The organism is Pseudomonas sp. SWI7 (genome assembly GCF_006351945.1).
Lineage (GTDB): Bacteria > Pseudomonadota > Gammaproteobacteria > Pseudomonadales > Pseudomonadaceae > Aquipseudomonas > Aquipseudomonas fulva.
In genome coordinates, this window is record NZ_CP040930.1 from 894,388 (window position 1) to 910,917 (window position 16,530).

17 protein-coding genes are annotated in these 16,530 nt (G+C 53.8%); 9 read left to right on the plus strand and 8 right to left on the minus strand.

Annotated elements, in window-relative coordinates:
- Positions 1–394: 394 nt before the first annotated feature.
- From FH041_RS03940 to FH041_RS03955, 4 genes are all read left to right on the plus strand, one after another.
- Positions 395–982: an NAD(P)H-dependent oxidoreductase gene (locus FH041_RS03940; protein WP_239937007.1), complete on the plus strand. Its 588-nt coding sequence runs from the start codon at positions 395–397 to the stop codon at positions 980–982.
- Positions 983–1,284: 302 nt separating this feature from the next.
- Positions 1,285–1,464 (plus strand): MbcA/ParS/Xre antitoxin family protein, encoded by a 180-nt coding sequence (locus FH041_RS23165; protein ID WP_166741485.1) that lies wholly within the window; start codon positions 1,285–1,287, stop codon positions 1,462–1,464.
- Between the two features lie 831 nt (positions 1,465–2,295).
- Positions 2,296–2,607, plus strand: a complete 312-nt coding sequence (locus FH041_RS03950) for a hypothetical protein (RefSeq protein ID WP_140174192.1) — start codon at positions 2,296–2,298, stop codon at positions 2,605–2,607.
- A gap of 439 nt (positions 2,608–3,046) precedes the next feature.
- The gene (locus FH041_RS03955; protein ID WP_140174193.1) at positions 3,047–3,703 is read left to right on the plus strand and encodes an HAD family hydrolase; all 657 of its coding nucleotides are present in this window, start codon (positions 3,047–3,049) and stop codon (positions 3,701–3,703) included.
- A gap of 13 nt (positions 3,704–3,716) precedes the next feature.
- On the opposite strand, the gene FH041_RS03960 is transcribed toward FH041_RS03955, so the two are convergent.
- Positions 3,717–4,130, minus strand: a complete 414-nt coding sequence (locus FH041_RS03960; protein ID WP_371921251.1) for a helix-turn-helix domain-containing protein — start codon at positions 4,128–4,130, stop codon at positions 3,717–3,719.
- Between the two features lie 338 nt (positions 4,131–4,468).
- On the opposite strand from FH041_RS03960, the gene FH041_RS03965 reads away from it, so the two are divergent.
- From FH041_RS03965 to FH041_RS03975, 3 genes are all read left to right on the plus strand, one after another.
- The gene (locus tag FH041_RS03965) at positions 4,469–5,200 is read left to right on the plus strand and encodes a metallophosphoesterase (protein WP_140174194.1); all 732 of its coding nucleotides are present in this window, start codon (positions 4,469–4,471) and stop codon (positions 5,198–5,200) included.
- A complete protein-coding gene (locus FH041_RS03970; protein WP_140174195.1) occupies positions 5,200–5,514 on the plus strand; it encodes a hypothetical protein in 315 nt (104 codons plus the stop codon). The genes FH041_RS03965 and FH041_RS03970 overlap by 1 nt, the downstream gene beginning before the upstream one ends.
- Positions 5,515–5,700: 186 nt before the next feature.
- A complete protein-coding gene (locus tag FH041_RS03975; protein ID WP_140174196.1) occupies positions 5,701–6,198 on the plus strand; it encodes a hypothetical protein in 498 nt (165 codons plus the stop codon).
- An 888-nt stretch (positions 6,199–7,086) separates the two neighbouring features.
- Here the strand turns inward: FH041_RS03975 and FH041_RS03985 are convergent.
- Together FH041_RS03985 and FH041_RS03990 are read right to left on the minus strand one after the other, a co-directional pair.
- Positions 7,087–7,281 carry a hypothetical protein gene (locus FH041_RS03985; protein WP_038453505.1) on the minus strand — a complete coding sequence of 65 codons (195 nt, stop codon included), beginning with the start codon at positions 7,279–7,281 and terminating at the stop codon, positions 7,087–7,089.
- Between the two features lie 305 nt (positions 7,282–7,586).
- Positions 7,587–8,294, minus strand: coding sequence for a hypothetical protein (locus tag FH041_RS03990; RefSeq protein WP_140174197.1), 708 nt, complete (start codon positions 8,292–8,294; stop codon positions 7,587–7,589).
- A 415-nt stretch (positions 8,295–8,709) separates the two neighbouring features.
- Between FH041_RS03990 and FH041_RS03995 the strand changes: the two genes are divergently transcribed.
- Positions 8,710–9,090: a hypothetical protein gene (locus FH041_RS03995; protein WP_140174198.1), complete on the plus strand. Its 381-nt coding sequence runs from the start codon at positions 8,710–8,712 to the stop codon at positions 9,088–9,090.
- Position 9,091: 1 nt separating this feature from the next.
- On the opposite strand, the gene FH041_RS04000 is transcribed toward FH041_RS03995, so the two are convergent.
- From FH041_RS04000 to FH041_RS04020, 5 genes are all read right to left on the minus strand, one after another.
- A complete protein-coding gene (locus FH041_RS04000) occupies positions 9,092–9,865 on the minus strand; it encodes a hypothetical protein (RefSeq protein ID WP_140174199.1) in 774 nt (257 codons plus the stop codon).
- A 202-nt stretch (positions 9,866–10,067) separates the two neighbouring features.
- Positions 10,068–11,114 carry a hypothetical protein gene (locus FH041_RS04005; RefSeq protein WP_140174200.1) on the minus strand — a complete coding sequence of 349 codons (1,047 nt, stop codon included), beginning with the start codon at positions 11,112–11,114 and terminating at the stop codon, positions 10,068–10,070.
- A 350-nt stretch (positions 11,115–11,464) separates the two neighbouring features.
- Complete coding sequence (locus FH041_RS04010) at positions 11,465–13,237, minus strand: SIR2 family protein (RefSeq protein ID WP_140174201.1); 1,773 nt, start codon at positions 13,235–13,237, stop codon at positions 11,465–11,467.
- Positions 13,238–13,356: 119 nt separating this feature from the next.
- Positions 13,357–14,519, minus strand: a protein-coding gene (locus FH041_RS04015; protein WP_140174202.1) for an IS3 family transposase whose coding sequence is annotated in 2 segments (ribosomal slippage) — positions 13,357–14,264 and positions 14,264–14,519 — 1,164 coding nt in all. Because the reading frame shifts where the segments join, the coding sequence is not laid out codon by codon here.
- Between the two features lie 51 nt (positions 14,520–14,570).
- Positions 14,571–15,008, minus strand: a complete 438-nt coding sequence (locus FH041_RS04020) for a hypothetical protein (protein ID WP_140174203.1) — start codon at positions 15,006–15,008, stop codon at positions 14,571–14,573.
- Positions 15,009–15,434: 426 nt separating this feature from the next.
- Between FH041_RS04020 and FH041_RS04025 the strand changes: the two genes are divergently transcribed.
- A complete protein-coding gene (locus FH041_RS04025; protein ID WP_140174204.1) occupies positions 15,435–16,481 on the plus strand; it encodes a DUF4062 domain-containing protein in 1,047 nt (348 codons plus the stop codon).
- Positions 16,482–16,530 lie beyond the last annotated feature (49 nt).

Genomic DNA, 16,530 nt, shown 5'->3' on the forward strand with positions numbered 1-16,530 from the left:
CTCCAAACCGCATCAGATTGAGCCGCATGCTCTGACACAGGTGGCCATTCTCTGTGCGCCCCCTTAATCACCGGTGTGAGCGAAGTACCCCTTCAAAAATCTTGCAGCTCTTTCCGATGGGGTGGTGGCATGAGAACCCACTGCTGGAGCGGCCTAGCCGGGGTCTCACGTGGTTTGAGAGTAGAGCCCGTCAAAGAAGGCCATCGGTTCACGGAGCTCCAACATCGCCCACCGAATTTTTTTTGAGCGACTCATGCGCCAAGATTCCTGGGGATTAGGCAGGCGCTTCGCTTTCCTTTCGATAATGCGCGAAAATACCGTGACATGAACGCAGAGGTTTTTAATGGCTCCTACTAGGTCAAAGCAGCATGCACTGATCATTGCCGCACATCCAATGACCGAATCACTCACCCACTCAATCGTTCGGCAGGTACGTGAGGCGCTGATAGATGCCGATATTTCTGTAGAGGTTGCTGACCTTCATGCTGAAGGATTTATTTCGGCTATGACACCTGCTGATGTGTCTTACTACCGAGGCGAGGGTGATCTGCCAGAAGATGTGGTCAGGGAGCAGCGACGATTCGACAAGGCTGACATGGTCTACTTTGTTTTTCCAATTTACTGGTGGACTGTTCCTGCGCTTTTGAAGGGTTGGTTTGAGCGTGTGTTCACATCAGGATGGGCCTATGACTACCAGGGTGATGGCAAAGCATCGGGGCGACTGAAGCCTGTCCCAGTTCATCTCATTATCACCATCACAACGGGCGAAGAATCGTTCTGCCGACACGGAAGCAAAGCAGCATTTCAAACTCAGGTGGTTGATGGCATTTTGGGGTATTGCGGACTAAAGGACGTCCGGACTTCCATGCTTTGGGGAGCCGACTATGTCGATGATGAAAACTTTGCTTCTTTCATGGCCGAAATTACAGCGACATCACCCCATCGATCAGTGGCTAAGCAGAGCCATTCGGAGTGTATCTGACCGAACGGAGCAGCGGTGTCGACGCACTTGTACAGCGTGAGATTTAAATGTCTCAACATCTCTGCTATCGCTGCCGTAATGACCAGGCCCCAGTGCTAGGGGGGGACATTTTGGCTGGCCTTGGACAGGCATGCGCGCGTTTCCTGGCCCGTGTTCACTTGCTGCAGAGTTTCTGACAAGGCTTAGGGTGGGCCTGTCGAGCCGCGTGGCCTATGATGCACTTATTGCAGGCAAACGGGGCAGGTGACTCCGGCTCGACATTTGTCACCGAAGGCAGTCCGATCCGGGCTCAGGGAGCATCAATGGAGAGAATCGATCCTGTCTTACTAGAGGCTGCTGTCCGAGTCTTCGGCGATCGGGTGCGCGCCATACGATGGCTGACCACCCCCGTGCCAAATTTAGGCGGGAAGAATCCGGCTGACGTAGACATCAAAGAGGCATTAGACCTGCTCACACGGCTGGATCATGGCTTTTCTGCCTAGCGCAACGGTGCTTCGTACTGGGCATGCCCTCTTCGGATGCACAGCCCTACAGGGCTCTAAGCGCCATAGCTTGCCGAGTAGGTTACAGAAAGCGTCCCTGCCAACAACTCGGCTCCTCCAGTGACGTTCTCTCTTCCTGGGTAACCTCGGCGCAACAATTACTCAGCTAGAAAGGAACAGCAGTCGCACCCGAGCATGAATAAGTGACTCGTGCGTGTCGCGATGAGCTCGGAAATCCACATCGGTCAGAGTCCGCCTTCGAAAGATATCCCCGTCCAGTGTCGTCCAAACTGTCCTCTGCGCGACATAACGTTCAGATTCGCGACAAATTCAGCCCCCCCCCTCTTGAAATTTTTAAAGCGAGACGGAGTTTTATATTTGAGGGCAAAGAAAAAGCTGTAGTGGCTTAGACACCCGTCAATTTCACAGGATACAGCCGGCTTTTACATCTGATTCTTCCGCCTTCCAGATCCCACGGTTTGAAGCTTGGCAGTGAAGCTGAGGTCGAGAAGGGTGCAGCGTGGGGAGAACGCTTTACTTTGCAGCCGTCAGGCTGCTGCTTCCGCTTTGATTACAAACCAAACGTAAATTTTTTAAAAAAACTACATATAGTGTTCTTTGTGTATTTGTTTGCGATTCTTGTCTATATGTAGTGTTTTTGCTTTCATTGGCCACCTTTGTCAGAGGGGGGCGGGCCAGCCTTGCACCAGGAGTTGCTTCAAGCCTGAAGTCATGAGTGATCTAGCGGGTACGTGTAAAATGCATCCCTTGAGCGTCCTATGGCCCGTTTACGGTATTCACCCTGAAATTGAAGTGCTTGAGATCTGAAACATGAGTGAGAACCTAAGCGAAGAAGAGATGAGAGCCGCGTTGTTCGGGGACACGGTTGGCTCTGTCGGCGAGCCGATTCAGCAGCAGGCCGCGTTGCTAGAGGCTGTCAAGCCGTCTAGGGCTAAACGCCTGTCCTCCAGGTTGCGTGTCATTTTGCACGTCACCAAGGAGTTCGAAGGGCCGGAGGACGTGTTCACTCATGATGCCGATACCCTCAGCACATTGATTGCGGAGGCAGAAGCGAAAGCGGCGGCTAAAAAGAATAAGTATCGATATTTCAACGTAATCTCAGTCACCCCTGTTCAGGTTTGAGTATGCGGCATCGCTGGCTGGGAGGGGGGAGCGGGGCGGGGCATTCATTGCCTGTCTCAGTCGTCCCCGCAGCAGGCGTGGTTTCAAAGCCCAGGCGATTACAGAAAGGGGATCACCTGCAGTGGAGCAGGACTTGGTGAACGGGTTACCCACGCAGACTATTCACCATTGAGAGCGAATCATTATGCCTTCACGCCATGAGCAACGGCCCGACACTGTGGTCTGTGGTAACCGAGAGTGTTCGAGACCCCTCGGCTTCTCGGATTACCGCTATGGGTATGTCCACGACGACGTGAAATCGGCAAGCATTCATTGGAGGGCATACCCGCTCCTCGATGGTGATTCAGTGTTGTGTACGTGTGGCCATTTTACTGCTTACTACGATCCAGCCGTTCGTAGTCCGCCGGCACGCTAGCCGGCACTCTTGGAAGCCAATCTCATGCCAATCGTTGCTGCAGTGTTTGATGCTTTTGGAACTGTGGTTCACATCAGGCGCAAGCACCATCCATTCCGGAAATTGCTGCGCATTGGTGCTCAGCAAGGTCGCAAGCCAAGCGCTTCAGACCTCCATTGCCTGATGACGACGAGCCTGTCCCTGGAGGAGGCTGCTGAAGTTTTCGGCATCAGATTGAGCTCGCAGCAATTGATGGCGTTGCAGGATGACCTCCTTGATGAGCTGGAGTCGATCTCGGTGTATGCCGATGCCATTGAGGCGCAGCAGTTACTAAAGGCAGAGGGAATGGTGATGGGAGTCTGTTCGAATCTGGCGGCGCCCTACGGCCCTGTGCTTAGGAATCTGCTGAGCGACATGGATGGGTTTGCCTTGAGCTATGAGGTCGGTCTTATGAAGCCTCATGAGGGAATCTATCGCGAGATCTGCCGTCAACTAGGTGCACGCTTGGGGACGGATTTGACTGACCCCTGTGGCAAAGTCGTGATGGTCGGCGATTCCCTGCAATGTGATCAAAAAGGCCCTAGGGCTGTCGGGATTTCCGGGCACTTTATGGACAGAACGGGAGCTGGATCTCTCTCCGATCTCGTTCAGTTTGCAGAACGTGTGATCAAGGGTGAGCGTCTAGGGGAAAGTAGGGGTTGATGGGGGAGCCGGTCTAGGGAGCATCCGGCAGCTCTCGCTTCCATAGAAAGCTGACAGTTGATCTGCTGATTCCCAGCTGCCGTGCTGTTGCTGCCTGGCTCAGGCCAGACTCTTTACACGCCTGAACCTTCTGCAGCTTTATCAGATCCGCTGGACGTGCGGGTGGCCGTTTAACGACCTCGGTGCCCATCATCTGTGCAGCGATGTCTTCCGGGGTCACCCGCATTTGGAGCGCCTCCAATTCCTCTCTAGCCTGGGCCAGTAGGTCAGCGCTCGACTGCTCGTCACGCGTACCCAGAACCAAGGCCATCAGCGCCACTGGGCTCAGTTCGAGCGCAGCCGCAAGCTCAATGAATTTATCCAGGGTAGGAGAGCTCTGGGCACTTTCAATTTTGGTCAGATAGGTGCGGGAGGTTGCCTGCGCCATACCCTCTTGAGTCAAGCCCAAGCTACCACGAACTGAGCGTATGACTGCTGCAAGCGCGGGCCTTATCGACGTCAAGTCGTTGTCCTCAAAACTGAGGATGTAGCCACGTCGGCGTGTACAGTTACACATCACATAGTGTATAAAACTGTTCGAGGGCGCTTTTGCGCCATGTGTTGCTCTGGGCTGGCCGGCGGTGATGGGCCAGCGTGGGGCCGAGCCTGCATATGCCAAGCGCCCTTCGTCATGGTCTTCAGGGGGGCTCCTGACGATCAATAAACCCCTAAATCGCGTTGCAATCATCCTTTCCGAGAGGTTGCCAGTTCAATGGAGGTCAGGGTTTGAGAGTGCGGATTTATTCTGACCTACACCGAGAGTTTGACGGTTGGGAGGCTCCGGATTGCACTGGCGTCGACCTCGTACTATTGGGGGGCGACATTGACAAGAAGGGGCGAGGTGTCCGTTGGGCCAATGCGGCGTTCGAATGCCCAGTGGCCTACGTCAGTGGTAACCACGAATTTTACGACGGCCATGTTGATCGAACGCTGCAGAAAATGAGGGACGCCGCCGCTGGCCACGTCCACATTTTAGAGAATGAAACCCTGACGTTTGGCAATCTCAGGATCCTGGGCACGACGGGGTGGACTGATTTTACATCGACAGGTGACCAGGTGGCGGCGACCAATATGGCCCGGGAGTGGATGAGCGACTTCAAATACATTCGTGCTGATTTGAACTACAGGCGTTTGCGGCCCGATGATGTCATTTCCAGGAACCACGTCGCCAAGGCTTGGCTCCGTGAGGAGCTGGAAAAACAATTTGAGGGTAAAACACTCGTGCTGACACATCACTCACCATCTTCGATGGTGATAGGTAACGAGCACGAAGGCCATCTCACAGCCTCCTATGCGAACGACTGGAATGAGCTCATTGCTCAGGCGAATGTGTGGGTATTTGGCCATACGCACTACGCCGTCGACGTTGAGTTAGCTGGCTGCCGGGTGATCTCGAACCCTAAGGGCTATCCAAATGAAAACACGGGCTTTGATCCCTATTTCGAGATCCAGATTTGATGGTTAATCACTTGAACAAGCAACCTTTGTTCGCTGTCGATTCCGATTCCCTTGCGCGGGACTTTCCCTTGGAGGTAATCCAGGCGCAGGGCATTGACTGGAATGTCCCTATCGACGCGTTCTTAGCCGATGCTGCTCAGGCCGGGAGGCGATATGCCGCTTTGATCTACGGCGATCGGTCAGGGGTGAATCAGGATGGCATGACCATCGCTACACCGCCTCTTGAATATGTCGAGGCCAGGTCGGGTTTCAAATTGATGCGTAGTGTTAGTGGTGAGGATTATTACGTAATCACTAGCGAGCTGAACATGTAGCCGAGCTTCGCAGGGCGCTGCTACTCAGTGCTAGCTATCAATTACGCCGGATCGCAGGATTCTACCTCCGGTGCAGTTTTCCAATTCTCTAAGCCGCCTATCTGATTGAAGGCGGTGACGTATTGCGCTACCGATGAGATTTACGCGCAAGCCTCCGTAGTGAATAAGTGCGCTTAAGGATAATGCATGTCTGAACTTAAAAAAATTGCAGTCACAGTTAAGAACTTTGATCTTCAAGCGAGTGGCGATCTAGATGCCCTCTATCGAAATGTTCGGTGTGAGGATGAAGCAGGGACGACTTTTTACTTTAAAGAAGTCGTGATGCTCAACTATTTGAGGAGGCATGGTGCGATCGCTACAGATGCTCGGCGCACTTGGTACTACAAACATCTTGGCAAGAAGTCGATTGTTCTCATTGCATTCGAAAAAAGTAACGGAAAGGTTGAGTATGATCTGGAGCACATGCGGGCGGTTGCGAAGTCCAGTGTCCTCAAAGGCATTATTTTTGCCGTGGCGGCCATCCCAGCGGGGCTGATCATCGCGACAGCAACCTTCGGCGTTGGATTGGTATTCATACCGGTTGGATTGTTTTATGCGTACAGAAGTGCTTTCAAAATACCCGGTCTGCTGCGCCGTGAGACTCTGGTGCGAGAGCTGGCGGAGCATGGGGTTGTCGTTCGATAAATGCGCTTGAAGCCAGTGATTTGAGCAAGCGAGCTGCTGTTGACCCAGAGCGTCAGGTTTTCCCTACCAGTTGGCCTGCCATCAACATCTGCCCGAACTGACTCCCGCTCCCGATTTCCGTCCTGCAGGCACGTCAAGAAGAGCCCTGTGAGTGGTTGCACTGCCTTCGGAGGATTCTTCCTGACAGACCTGATAGCTTGAGTCGTTGCTCAACTGTTATGGGCATTTTGAGAAAGTGAGAAGGAGCCAGACGTGTCAGTTTTGAAGAAGTCGGCAGCGCATGTGGTCGCAATGGTTGGAGTCATCTGCATCTTGTGCCCAGGAATCTATACAGGCGCTGCAGCACAGGCATTGGGGGACGGCGCATGGTTGGAACTCAGCAGTTCTAGCCTTGTACATGGTACGAGAGGGGAGGCTCGTGTAGTCATTCAGCAAGGCGCTGAGGTCGCGGCGCTGGAAGCGCCGTATGAAATTGCGGGGCATGGATATGGGGCTTCTAGCATCAAGCTGCGTACTCATTGCGGCCCGATGACGTTCATGGTGATCAAGGGTGAACTGAGGACATCAGATACCGAGCGTCTCGGAAAGTATCGCGGAGGTGCGAATTGCGGCCTAGGGCAACGGCTGACACGGGCCGGAGCCTGGCACCTGGTTTCCCAGTAGCAATTCAGGCCAAGCGTTTGCGGAGGCCATTCACCCATCGCTGCCTCTGCGCTAATTCGCCCGCTAGAAAGCCCTCCCGCTGATCAACTTGGATGCGTGGGGCGATGCATAGCCGATGCGTTTGGTATCGTGTCTTATTGGTACTCATTGCCATGGGCATGCTCTGCTCTTCAGTGAGGCGATTGAGCGCGAGCCTCCCTTGCCTCAAACAGCCGCGCGGGCGGGCTAATCGTCGATATTCAGCGCGATGTGGTGGATCAATTCCCTGGGGCGGGGGTTACTGATCAGTTCGTAGATGATGTCTCTTTTGCTGCGGGGCAGCTTCTTAACGATATTCTTGCCCGCGCGGCGGACTGCTTCATCCGAACCATGGATTCGGTCAGCGAGCATCAGAACTAGGATGGCGTCGGATAAGGTCATGCGCGTCTCGTTGATTGGGGGGCGTCCCTGCGTGATGCGATGGTGGCAGGATCGTAGCACGGCGTGATTGTCGCGTTATGACACGGCACTGACCCAAAGGAGCTTGCTCAGCATGTGGAAAAATGCCAGTTGGAGCCGCTCCTCGGCGCGCTGAAGCAGGACTCGCGACCGCATTGAGGCCCGGATGGTACGGTGAGACCTCCCGCGACACGGTGACGATTCCGGTAGAAAGCATGCTGGGGAGGTGGGCCGTGGTGTATAGGCAATCACATAGTCGACGTTCGCCATCGCTTGAACACTTCTGCTCAAGACATCCTGAGCCCAGGGTTCCCGAGGAAGCAGATCAGCAAGTCGTCCAGAGCCATGGCCTCCTCATCGCTCAGCTTGAAAGGCTCGTAGCCCTCTACAAAATACGTACGGGCTATATTTTCGACGTCCAGCATCGCGCTATTAACCTGCTTGCCAGCCTTGAAGTAGATCCTGCTTCGCGATGATGGGTGCAGTTCGGATAGCAGATTTTCAATGTCCTGCTGGGACAAACAAAAAGACTGCTCGTCAATCTTGAAATTCAGAAAGTCCATTTTCCAGCGGAACTGCGTGAAACGGTCTCGGCGGGCACCATAGACGCTGAACGGTCGGAGAATTGCGTTTGCTTTTTTGAATTGCTCATATAGTTCTGAAATGGGTGGGAGGCCTTCGGTGTCTGCATGGATGATGCTATTGCGATAGCCTTTGAGATCTATCGCTTTCTTCACGAACTCCTCCCAGATTTCAGGGTGTTCAGGATTCTGCGGGTGAGCCTTTAGGATGTGACGAACCAAGTCCCCTAGTGAGTCCTTCGGCTTTTTTCCCGTCGCGCGCTCAACGTAAGCCTTCACATATTTGTCGAAATTGATGGCTTCTTCTCTCAGGTCATCAATCGTGGGCTCGTAGCTTCCAGGGATATCCTGAAAATGGTTTGAGGGAAGGTATCGACGAGCCTGTCGAAATCGTTGGGTAATCCATTGCAGCATCTGAAGTCCTTATAGTGATGAGTGGTGGGCAGGTCTGAGTGGTCTTGGAGATGATGGCTTATCAGGCCGCTTATCAAAGCCGCGGGCGCTGGGTTGAGGGGGCGTATGATCGCCAAGCCTTGCACACTCAAGTAGCCTTTCAGAGGCGTTCCTCATGCCTATTGGAGAGCTTGGCCGTGCATGCACGTAGGTTGACAAGGCGCCTCCGCGACAATTGGAAGCTGTTGTTGCTCGTCTGAGCCTTCCATCCGTTAACGTTATGCGTCAGGGACGCAGCTGCTCTCGACATTTCATACCACAAACTCTTGAGCTCGGTTCTGCTCCATCTGCAAACTAAATGAGAGCAAATCAACCGAAGCCACAGCTCCAACGCGATGTTAGGGGCAAGGCGCAGAATTTGAGGCGGCGAGAGATCATGATGCGAGATGCTAGACCACACCCAAGATTGCCTTTTATCAAGGTAGGGATCTTTGTTGACCCGTTGGCTTTCAGCTTTGGGCTTGATTACCAGGTCGGTGAGAGTGACGCATGGTGCTACACCATCGAAGATGACGCAGGCTTTCCCATAGTCCGGGATGAGGAGACAGCGATCCGCTCGGCTGAGGAAATGTTGTTTGCCGTCCGACCTGATGTGGTGCGCAAGTACACAGACTTGGCCATCAGGCAGCAAGATTTTGAACTTGCAATGGCACTGGCGGAGCGTCAGGGATACTGGGAAGCGGTAGCGCACCAGAGGAAGGTGGTAGGGCAGATCGTGCGAGAAGCCCAGTGCATCCTCCAACCCCTGACGCTGTAGCCTATTTTGCCTGTCTCATGCCGTCAGCGAAGAAAGAGTTGGAGAGGAAGCGATACCAATGTGAAAAGCTCTCCTCCGGCTGCTGAGCGAACACTGGCGAACCATTCACATAGACCTCTCCGCCGACCATGTACCTCGATACCCGTATCGTCAACTGGTCGTCTTTTTTCCGATACCGGTTGATTTTGCTCCCATCCTCTTGCTCGTTGATGAAGTAGAAGATCACCAGTGTGTTTGCCTTGGAGAGCTCCTGTAGGCGCGCGAATGTCGTCTCTTCAGGAATGTGGGTACGGATCACCTCGATGATCACGTTAGGGGAGCTGGAGGTGGGAAAGAACTTGTTGGCATCCCGCCCAGAGAGGTCGGGTTGGATGTACCTATCGTCGTGAAAGCCTACGCGAGCGGTGCTTTCCATGAACCAACGGTAATCTGTCCCTGCCAGGGTGGAAAAGACCACCTGTTCCTGATATTTCCCGTTGTCATCAAAGACGTAGACTGAGATCGAGACACGGTTGATTTTGTCGCTACTCAAGTTTTCGTAGAGCAAGCTCACGCATTCATCGTGCGTGGGGTCGTTTTCGCTTCTTCCTAGACGCGTGCCAAAGGAGGCCCGGCCAATTCGCCTGAAATGGGGACTGTCGATATTTCTCACTGGAATTACCAGCTCATCTGCTTCGTTGAGCAGCGGCTCCTCGCGCATTCTTGGGTACAGCGCCTGACTGAAAATATCCTGAACTTGGTAAACGCGGTTCGAGAATCCACCTCTTGCAGCCATCCGTCATTCCTTGTGGGCAAAAGGGCGACCTTAAAGCGTTGAGCCGGGTATCGCCACCCTGATGGTTGTCTGCAGCGTTTGAGCACGCTCCTCCAGCAGTTCGCAATTGACGTTGGAGGGTTGCCTGGGTTGAGCTTGCGCGAGTTTTCCCGAAGCTCGGCCTGGCGCTCTATTCGGGAAAAGTCCCGCCACTTGGCCGATTTTATTCCAAGGTAGCTGAGCCGACCGACTTAGGTTGAAGTGTGTGATGCAGCTCTCCGAGGCTCGCGCGGCCACTGGCTACCAGCTCAGCAATTGGGCCTTCATGCAGCGCCTCAATGAATTTCCCCTTGTTCAGCCAGAACTCAGTCTTTGTGAACACGGCCTCTAGCTCGGGAGGGATATCCATACGATCTCTTCCCGAAAAATCGCACAGATTGTTGTAGTACTCCCAGGTAAAGCGGAGTGCAGCTAAAGTTTCTAAGGTGCTTGTGCCAAAAGTCGGGGCGTCGGAGTTGTCTTCATATCGCACATACACTCCTTGCTCTCTCATTGTCATGTATATTTTTTTGATATTTAGTTTTTTTGCTGCGTGATAAATGTTTTTGCTTGCTGCCAGATAAAAGCTAAATGAGTCTTTGTTGCTTCCATCTAGTACGCCTCTCAAGTGGCTGGCGGCTCCCTGTATAAGACTTTCAATTTGTTCAAAGGCATGCTTATGTATGACGGGCGTGCCGTCTTCAGGTGTACCAATAAAAAATCTTTTATGAATCACTGGGTGGGTTTTGTAGCTGAACGTATACTGGTTGAAGTATTTGGTATCGTCTATTTCTTTGAAATATTCGAACATGGCTTTTCGATGCGCGTAGTAAGCATCTAAATTGTTCTTGGTTCGGCTTAGAGTGATTTGTCTAGCAGCTTGTTGGGTCGAGTGAAAGCGTGCAACCAAAGCGGCTAATGGCAGTGATATTGACATGAGCGCCAGTGGAAGAAGACTTATCTCAGCGAACCTTTTGTACCCTTCGGTTGTGAGACTTACCTCATAACCTGACCACGTCCATAGGCCGAATGCGAAGCCTAGGCTCAAGGGAATGCCAATGGCTAACCACAGCAAACCTTGCCTGATCAATCCATGCTCGGTGTTGAGCTCAAAGACAGAGCGTGCTTTGGTATGCAAGTCATGACCTTCCCCGAGCTTTCTGCTGACTAGCCAGAAGGTGGTCAATGCGGGACACAGTATTGTTGCAGCAAGCAGCGCTAGATCAAGCATTCTGAAGTCCTGTCGCAATCGTCGTTCTTGGTAAGCCGGTGAGGGCTATGGATGCTCGCTTTAGCTCTCTACAACCGTCATCCTACTGGGATCTCCAAAGCGGGCTCCGGGCTTAAATGAAGAGGCGGGCATTGTCGCATGATGGGCTGCGCCACCATGGCGACGTAGGTTACTGGTCGAAGAGATCGTTGCTTGGCTTGCTGGATTGCCTCCTTGAGCAGGTGGTGAAAACGCCTATCAATGCTGGTACCTCGAAGGCGGATCTTCAACATGCTGAGGAATCTTCCGTCGGGATCTGGAGGCAAGCGGTGATCCATGACCTGGATGCCTTGAGCGCTGGAGTGGAGGTCTCACCACCTGTTAAATCGCGCCAATCCCTCTAAAAATCGCTGGAGGTAGCTTTCACTGCCAAAGGCGAAGCCGGCAGCAAGCAAAGGCTCCCTGAATTCCGGGATAGAGTATTCCTGAGCGAAGCGAGAGATGGTTTCCGAGTGCCATGACAGTCGCCCCATCGCGATATTTCGAAATTGACTTTGCTGGATCAGAATGTTGAGCTGTTCTTCGTTGACGCCATTCTCTTGAACGAAGAACAGTAGGTTCATAAACTCGAATCGCTCGTAGAGCAGCTCAGGATCATGCACTCCGGCAAACGAGGGGGCCCATTTGCAGGAAATGAGGCTGGCAAGTCGATTGGATAGGGGAGTACGGGCGCTGCTCTGGCCCTCTAGGGTTTTCCAGTGCGCTAGAAGCCCGTTGCCGGACTCAAGGTAGAACGGTGATAGTTCATAGCCCACCACACTAGGCCGCTCGCGCCGGTTAATAACTGTTGAACTGAATAGCCGATGCAGAACGTCCAGGCGATTCGCACGAGTTAGCCCAAGTGCATAGCCAAGCACGACCAACATTGCCGGATAGTCTTTCAGGGCTAGCCAGTGTGTATAGCCAGCCTGCTCTCTATGAGCTTCGGCATACAGCCCTTGGACTGCGTCCAGGACGAGCCGCAACTCGTCACCTGTGCCCCAACGTCCTAATACTGAAGCAAGGCGGGCGATAGGTTCGACAATGGCCTCGTATTCTGGAACCCAGTCACTGAAAGCCTCGTTTCTCACGTCAGCCCCTCCTGCGAAAAGCGGGGAGAAATCAGAAATCGTCTGCCGAGTTTGGGTCGTGACCAAGTCGTCTAGCTGGATCCTGTGTTCAGGTCGATCCATGAAGCGTTTTGTCATGGCGATCATCAGCTCGACGCTTGCCGGGTTGGGCTGGCGTGATTGCTGGATGGTCTCAAGCTTCAGCTTAAGCGCGTCGAAAAATGTATCCGCGTCAGTGCCAGTGACCACCGATGCGCGACGCTGTGTGACCAATTCCTGGCCACGTTCAGAGAGACCACCACGGGCAAGCCAGTAAGTTGGGTAGCGGCGTGAGGGGGCGCGCAGAAACGCGGCCCTCAGGGCATGATCCCATTCCCCTGACCAGCCGGCGACGATTAAACCGAACTCATCGATGATGCGGTCGAGCAGGGCGTTGAACTCGGCAGAGTAGTCACCCAATTCCACATCCGTATTCAGAATTCTGGCGTCCTTGTAGTCACCATGAATTTTGAGGATGAAGCACTGGGAATGGGTGATCGGCTCGGCCCCTGCCAAGGCGTCGACTGAACTCACGATAGTGGGCTCAATGCCGGCATCACGCAGAGCATTTTCCATTAGCCTGTCGAAGTTAGTGGTGACGATGACACGTACGTGTCCAGCACGCACCATTTCTGCAATAGCTCGATGAGCCCGTGTGGGAACCTTCAACCCATCCTCTAGCTCTTGGGCTGTGGGCTCCAGGAAGCCTTGAACAATCGCCCTGCGTTCGCTTTGCGTCCCTGCCAGGGTCTCAAGCAGCGTCGAATAGTTAGGCTGCTCTCCTGTCTGACCTACATACCAAGCATGCCAGTCTTCTTGCTCCCCTACGCCTGAGGCAATACCGGCGCGCTTGACCAGCTCCATGGTGATCTCCCACCCAGTCGGGATGCCGGCAGAGCGTGACACTCCTGACCCCAGGAGTAGTGCGTACACCCCTTTGTTCTCGTACACCGAAAATGCAAGCTGGGTAGTTGGGTCATTTGCGATCATGGGCATAAGGTCTTCCTTGTGTTCTGGGGAGAGCGAATCAGAAACTCTCGGATTCGCTGACGTTATCCTGGGTGGGGATATTCTAGCTAATGGCCATCACTGACGCAGGGATCGCTTTGTAGTGGTCAACTAATCCCGGACACTGCGTTAAGTTTTTCCTCGGCCACAGCGGGCGCCAGCCCGCTGTTAAATTGATGTGGCCGTTGCCAGTTGTAGCGCTGCATCAAAAACCGGCCGATATCCTGCTGTGCTAACGAAGCGCTCATGTAGCCCACGGTCGGTATCCATTCCGTTTTCAGGCTGCGAAACAACCGTTCCATCGGTGCATTGTCGTGGCAGTTTCCCCGTCGACTCATGCTCTGTTTGAAGCGATAGCGCCACAGTCGCTGACGGAAGCCTCGGCTGCCGTACTGGCTTCCTTGGTCGCTGTGAAACAGAACGTTCTGAGGCCGACCACGCTGCTCATAGGCCATATCCAAAGCCTTGATAACCAGGTCAGCGTCAGGCTTCGATGAAAACGCCCAGCCCACCACGCGACGGGCGAACAGATCGATCACAGCCGCCAAATAGTGCCAGCGACCTTGAGCCCAGACATACGTGATGTCACCGCACCAGACCTCATTCGGCGCCGACACGGTGAACTCTCGATCCAACACGTTCGGGATATCCGGCCGCTCCACCGTCGCCTTTTTATAGGCATGTGAGCCAGGTTGCTTGCTGATCAATTTCATTTCGTTCATAAGCTTGCGCACCTTGAATCGCCCAATCTCTATGCCGTCCGCGCGCATCATGAGCATGATGCTTCGGCTGCCCGCCGCGCTGCGGCTTTGAGTGAACAGCTCGTTCACTCGGCTGCGTAAAACTAATCGCTCAACGTCCGGAGATCGGCGCTTGCGGCAGTGCGCGTAATAGCAAGATCGGGTGACTTCAAATACCGAGCACAACAGATCAACAGGCTCTTCAGAACGAAGTTGATCAATTAACGCGAACGCTCGTGCTCCTCGGCCATCAAGAGCGCGGTGGCCTTTTTTAAAATCGATTTTTCCCGTTCCAGACGATTGATTCGACCTTCCAACTCTTGGATTTTTTGCTGTTCGGGCGTCAGCGCTTTACTGGTCGGAGTTACACCATTTCGCTCTTCCCGAAGCTGGTTAACCCATCGACGCAGGGCCGACTCCACCAGCCCAAGTGAACGGGCGGCATCGATATGGCTGTAGCCCTGGTCGAGCACCAGGCTGGCAGCTTCGCGCTTGAATTCTGGGGTAAAGGTACGACGTTGCTTGGTCATCAGACACCTCTCTATGGCGAGCATTTTCGCCTAAATGGGTGTCCGGAATCATTAGACCACTACATCCTGCGTCTCGATCACGTAGAGCGTCTCCTTTCTGGTTTCCCGGAAGGCTCTGATAAACCAAGCAGGGTTAACCTTCGATGGAACTCGGAGCTCATAACCGTCGTCCGACCACCCAACCCAATGGCTGAAGAAGCTGCGCTCAAAGAAGTCGTGCAACTGGACGAAGTAATAGGATTTTCTTTCGTCGGTTGGTGCCGCTGCGCAGCGGTCTTTACCGTGGTCGCGCCACGATTTGAATGCATTCTTGAAGGCTTCGAAGCAGTTTTTCCACGACTCAAAGCCGTAGCGGCGCGCGACGATAGACAAGCAGGCTTTATGTCGCAAAGCCTTCTGGCTATTACGCTTCAAAATCTTGGCTTCGCGCTTAATCTGCTGAAAAAGCTCGGGGGTGAGGGGATGTGTGGTGGTAAGAGTTTTGGACATAACTATCCCATAAATCCAATACGGAGCTCTGGCCCGCTCAGGCCCAAGATTTGTGGGTAGTCGTCAGATTTTTGCTAACAGTGTTCTCACTTGGGCCAGCGGGCGGCTCAGGCACCTGTAGTCGTACCTATGGCCAAAATGGTGCAGTAACTGTTGCGAGGCTGTCAAGGCGGTGGTCGCTCTGGTCATCGCCATCGGTGTTCCGTGCGACGCGTTTTCGCGTCTATCTATGCCCGCGCCCGGCTGCCCTCCAAATGAATATGAAGCTCAGCGTCTTCTGGTGCCCTATTCGCTGCAGGTGGGAGAAGGCTTATCACCCGCAATTCGGACGCTAATTGGCTCCGTCGGGTGCTTGGCACTGACCGCTGTTAGGACATACAGTAGTTCCCTAAGGCCGTCAGTTTGGCGTGCGTTTGGGGGATCATTATGAAGGTGTTCGTGAGCTCCGTTGTCGGAGGGTTTGAGCAGTACCGGGCTGCAGCTAGGAAGGCGATCACACTGCTGGGGCACACGCCAGTCATGTGCGAGGACTTCGGTGCACGTCCTTACTCTTCGCAGCATGCGTGCATGACGGAGATCGACCAAGCTGATGCCGTGGTACTTATCCTTGGCGCGAATTTCGGCTACGAAACTGACACTGGTGAGTCAGTTACTCAACAGGAGTTTCGGCGAGCGAAGACGACCGGCAAGCCTATCCTGGCTTTTCTCGAAACAGTGGAGATGGAAGAGCGCCAGAGAGCGTTTTCACGGGAAGTCTCCGACTATCTCGACGGCCTGTTCCGGCTGACATTTTCTGATCAGCATGAGCTATCAGACGGCATCGTTCAGGGCCTGAATCAACTATCTCTGAGTCGTAAGGCCATATCGGAGCAAGAGTTCGTACAGCGCTTGCAGCAGAAAGATGGCAATGGCCGGCGGGGTGGCTATGACCACGAAGCTCGCCTGGAGGTAGCGTTCTTGCCTCAGCCTGAAACCCTCGGCACGTTGCGCGCCGCCCATGCTCAACACGACCCGTTTTTTCTCAAGCTGTGCCAGGCTGGGCTTGGCTCGATCAAAGGCGGCTACAAGGACTTCGATAGCGCCGATCAGACGGGAATTGATACTCCGGACTTGAAGTGGCGACACCATGAGAGTGGTTTGTGCTGGTTGTCGATTTCACTGGCCAACGCTTCGACGTCGCGAGGCGTCATGGACTCGTATTACCTATCGCCATCCAGGGTCAGAGCAGGCGCTGAAGCTGCGTTCGGGCTGCTGTGCGAAGGGAAGAGTGGGTGGTTCCAGATCAGCCTAACTGGGGTTGACCACAAGCTCTTCGCTGAGCCTCCGGCTTCATCTTCCAACAGCGTTTCGTTGCCGTTCCGATCTGAGCAGAAGCTGGAAGAGCGGAGCTTGTTGATTCCTGCCACGCCGGCGGCGTACCGTCATTGGTTGGACGAGGTGATGTTCAGGTTTGAGCGCAAAATGTCCATGTGATGGTGTACGTGGGCCGGTGAGGGCAAAGCCTATAAGGCAGACCGTCTGG

Coding starts and splice junctions, on each gene's coding strand:
- FH041_RS03940 (WP_239937007.1), top strand. CDS start 395: ATGACCGAATCACTCACCCACTCAATCGTTCGGCAGGTACGTGAGGCG.
- FH041_RS23165 (WP_166741485.1), top strand. CDS start 1,285: ATGGAGAGAATCGATCCTGTCTTACTAGAGGCTGCTGTCCGAGTCTTC.
- FH041_RS03950 (WP_140174192.1), top strand. CDS start 2,296: ATGAGTGAGAACCTAAGCGAAGAAGAGATGAGAGCCGCGTTGTTCGGG.
- FH041_RS03955 (WP_140174193.1), top strand. CDS start 3,047: ATGCCAATCGTTGCTGCAGTGTTTGATGCTTTTGGAACTGTGGTTCAC.
- FH041_RS03960 (WP_371921251.1), bottom strand. CDS start 4,130: ATGGCGCAGGCAACCTCCCGCACCTATCTGACCAAAATTGAAAGTGCC.
- FH041_RS03970 (WP_140174195.1), top strand. CDS start 5,200: ATGGTTAATCACTTGAACAAGCAACCTTTGTTCGCTGTCGATTCCGAT.
- FH041_RS03975 (WP_140174196.1), top strand. CDS start 5,701: ATGTCTGAACTTAAAAAAATTGCAGTCACAGTTAAGAACTTTGATCTT.
- FH041_RS03985 (WP_038453505.1), bottom strand. CDS start 7,281: ATGACCTTATCCGACGCCATCCTAGTTCTGATGCTCGCTGACCGAATC.
- FH041_RS03990 (WP_140174197.1), bottom strand. CDS start 8,294: ATGCTGCAATGGATTACCCAACGATTTCGACAGGCTCGTCGATACCTT.
- FH041_RS03995 (WP_140174198.1), top strand. CDS start 8,710: ATGATGCGAGATGCTAGACCACACCCAAGATTGCCTTTTATCAAGGTA.
- FH041_RS04000 (WP_140174199.1), bottom strand. CDS start 9,865: ATGGCTGCAAGAGGTGGATTCTCGAACCGCGTTTACCAAGTTCAGGAT.
- FH041_RS04005 (WP_140174200.1), bottom strand. CDS start 11,114: ATGCTTGATCTAGCGCTGCTTGCTGCAACAATACTGTGTCCCGCATTG.
- FH041_RS04010 (WP_140174201.1), bottom strand. CDS start 13,237: ATGCCCATGATCGCAAATGACCCAACTACCCAGCTTGCATTTTCGGTG.
- FH041_RS04020 (WP_140174203.1), bottom strand. CDS start 15,008: ATGTCCAAAACTCTTACCACCACACATCCCCTCACCCCCGAGCTTTTT.
- FH041_RS04025 (WP_140174204.1), top strand. CDS start 15,435: ATGAAGGTGTTCGTGAGCTCCGTTGTCGGAGGGTTTGAGCAGTACCGG.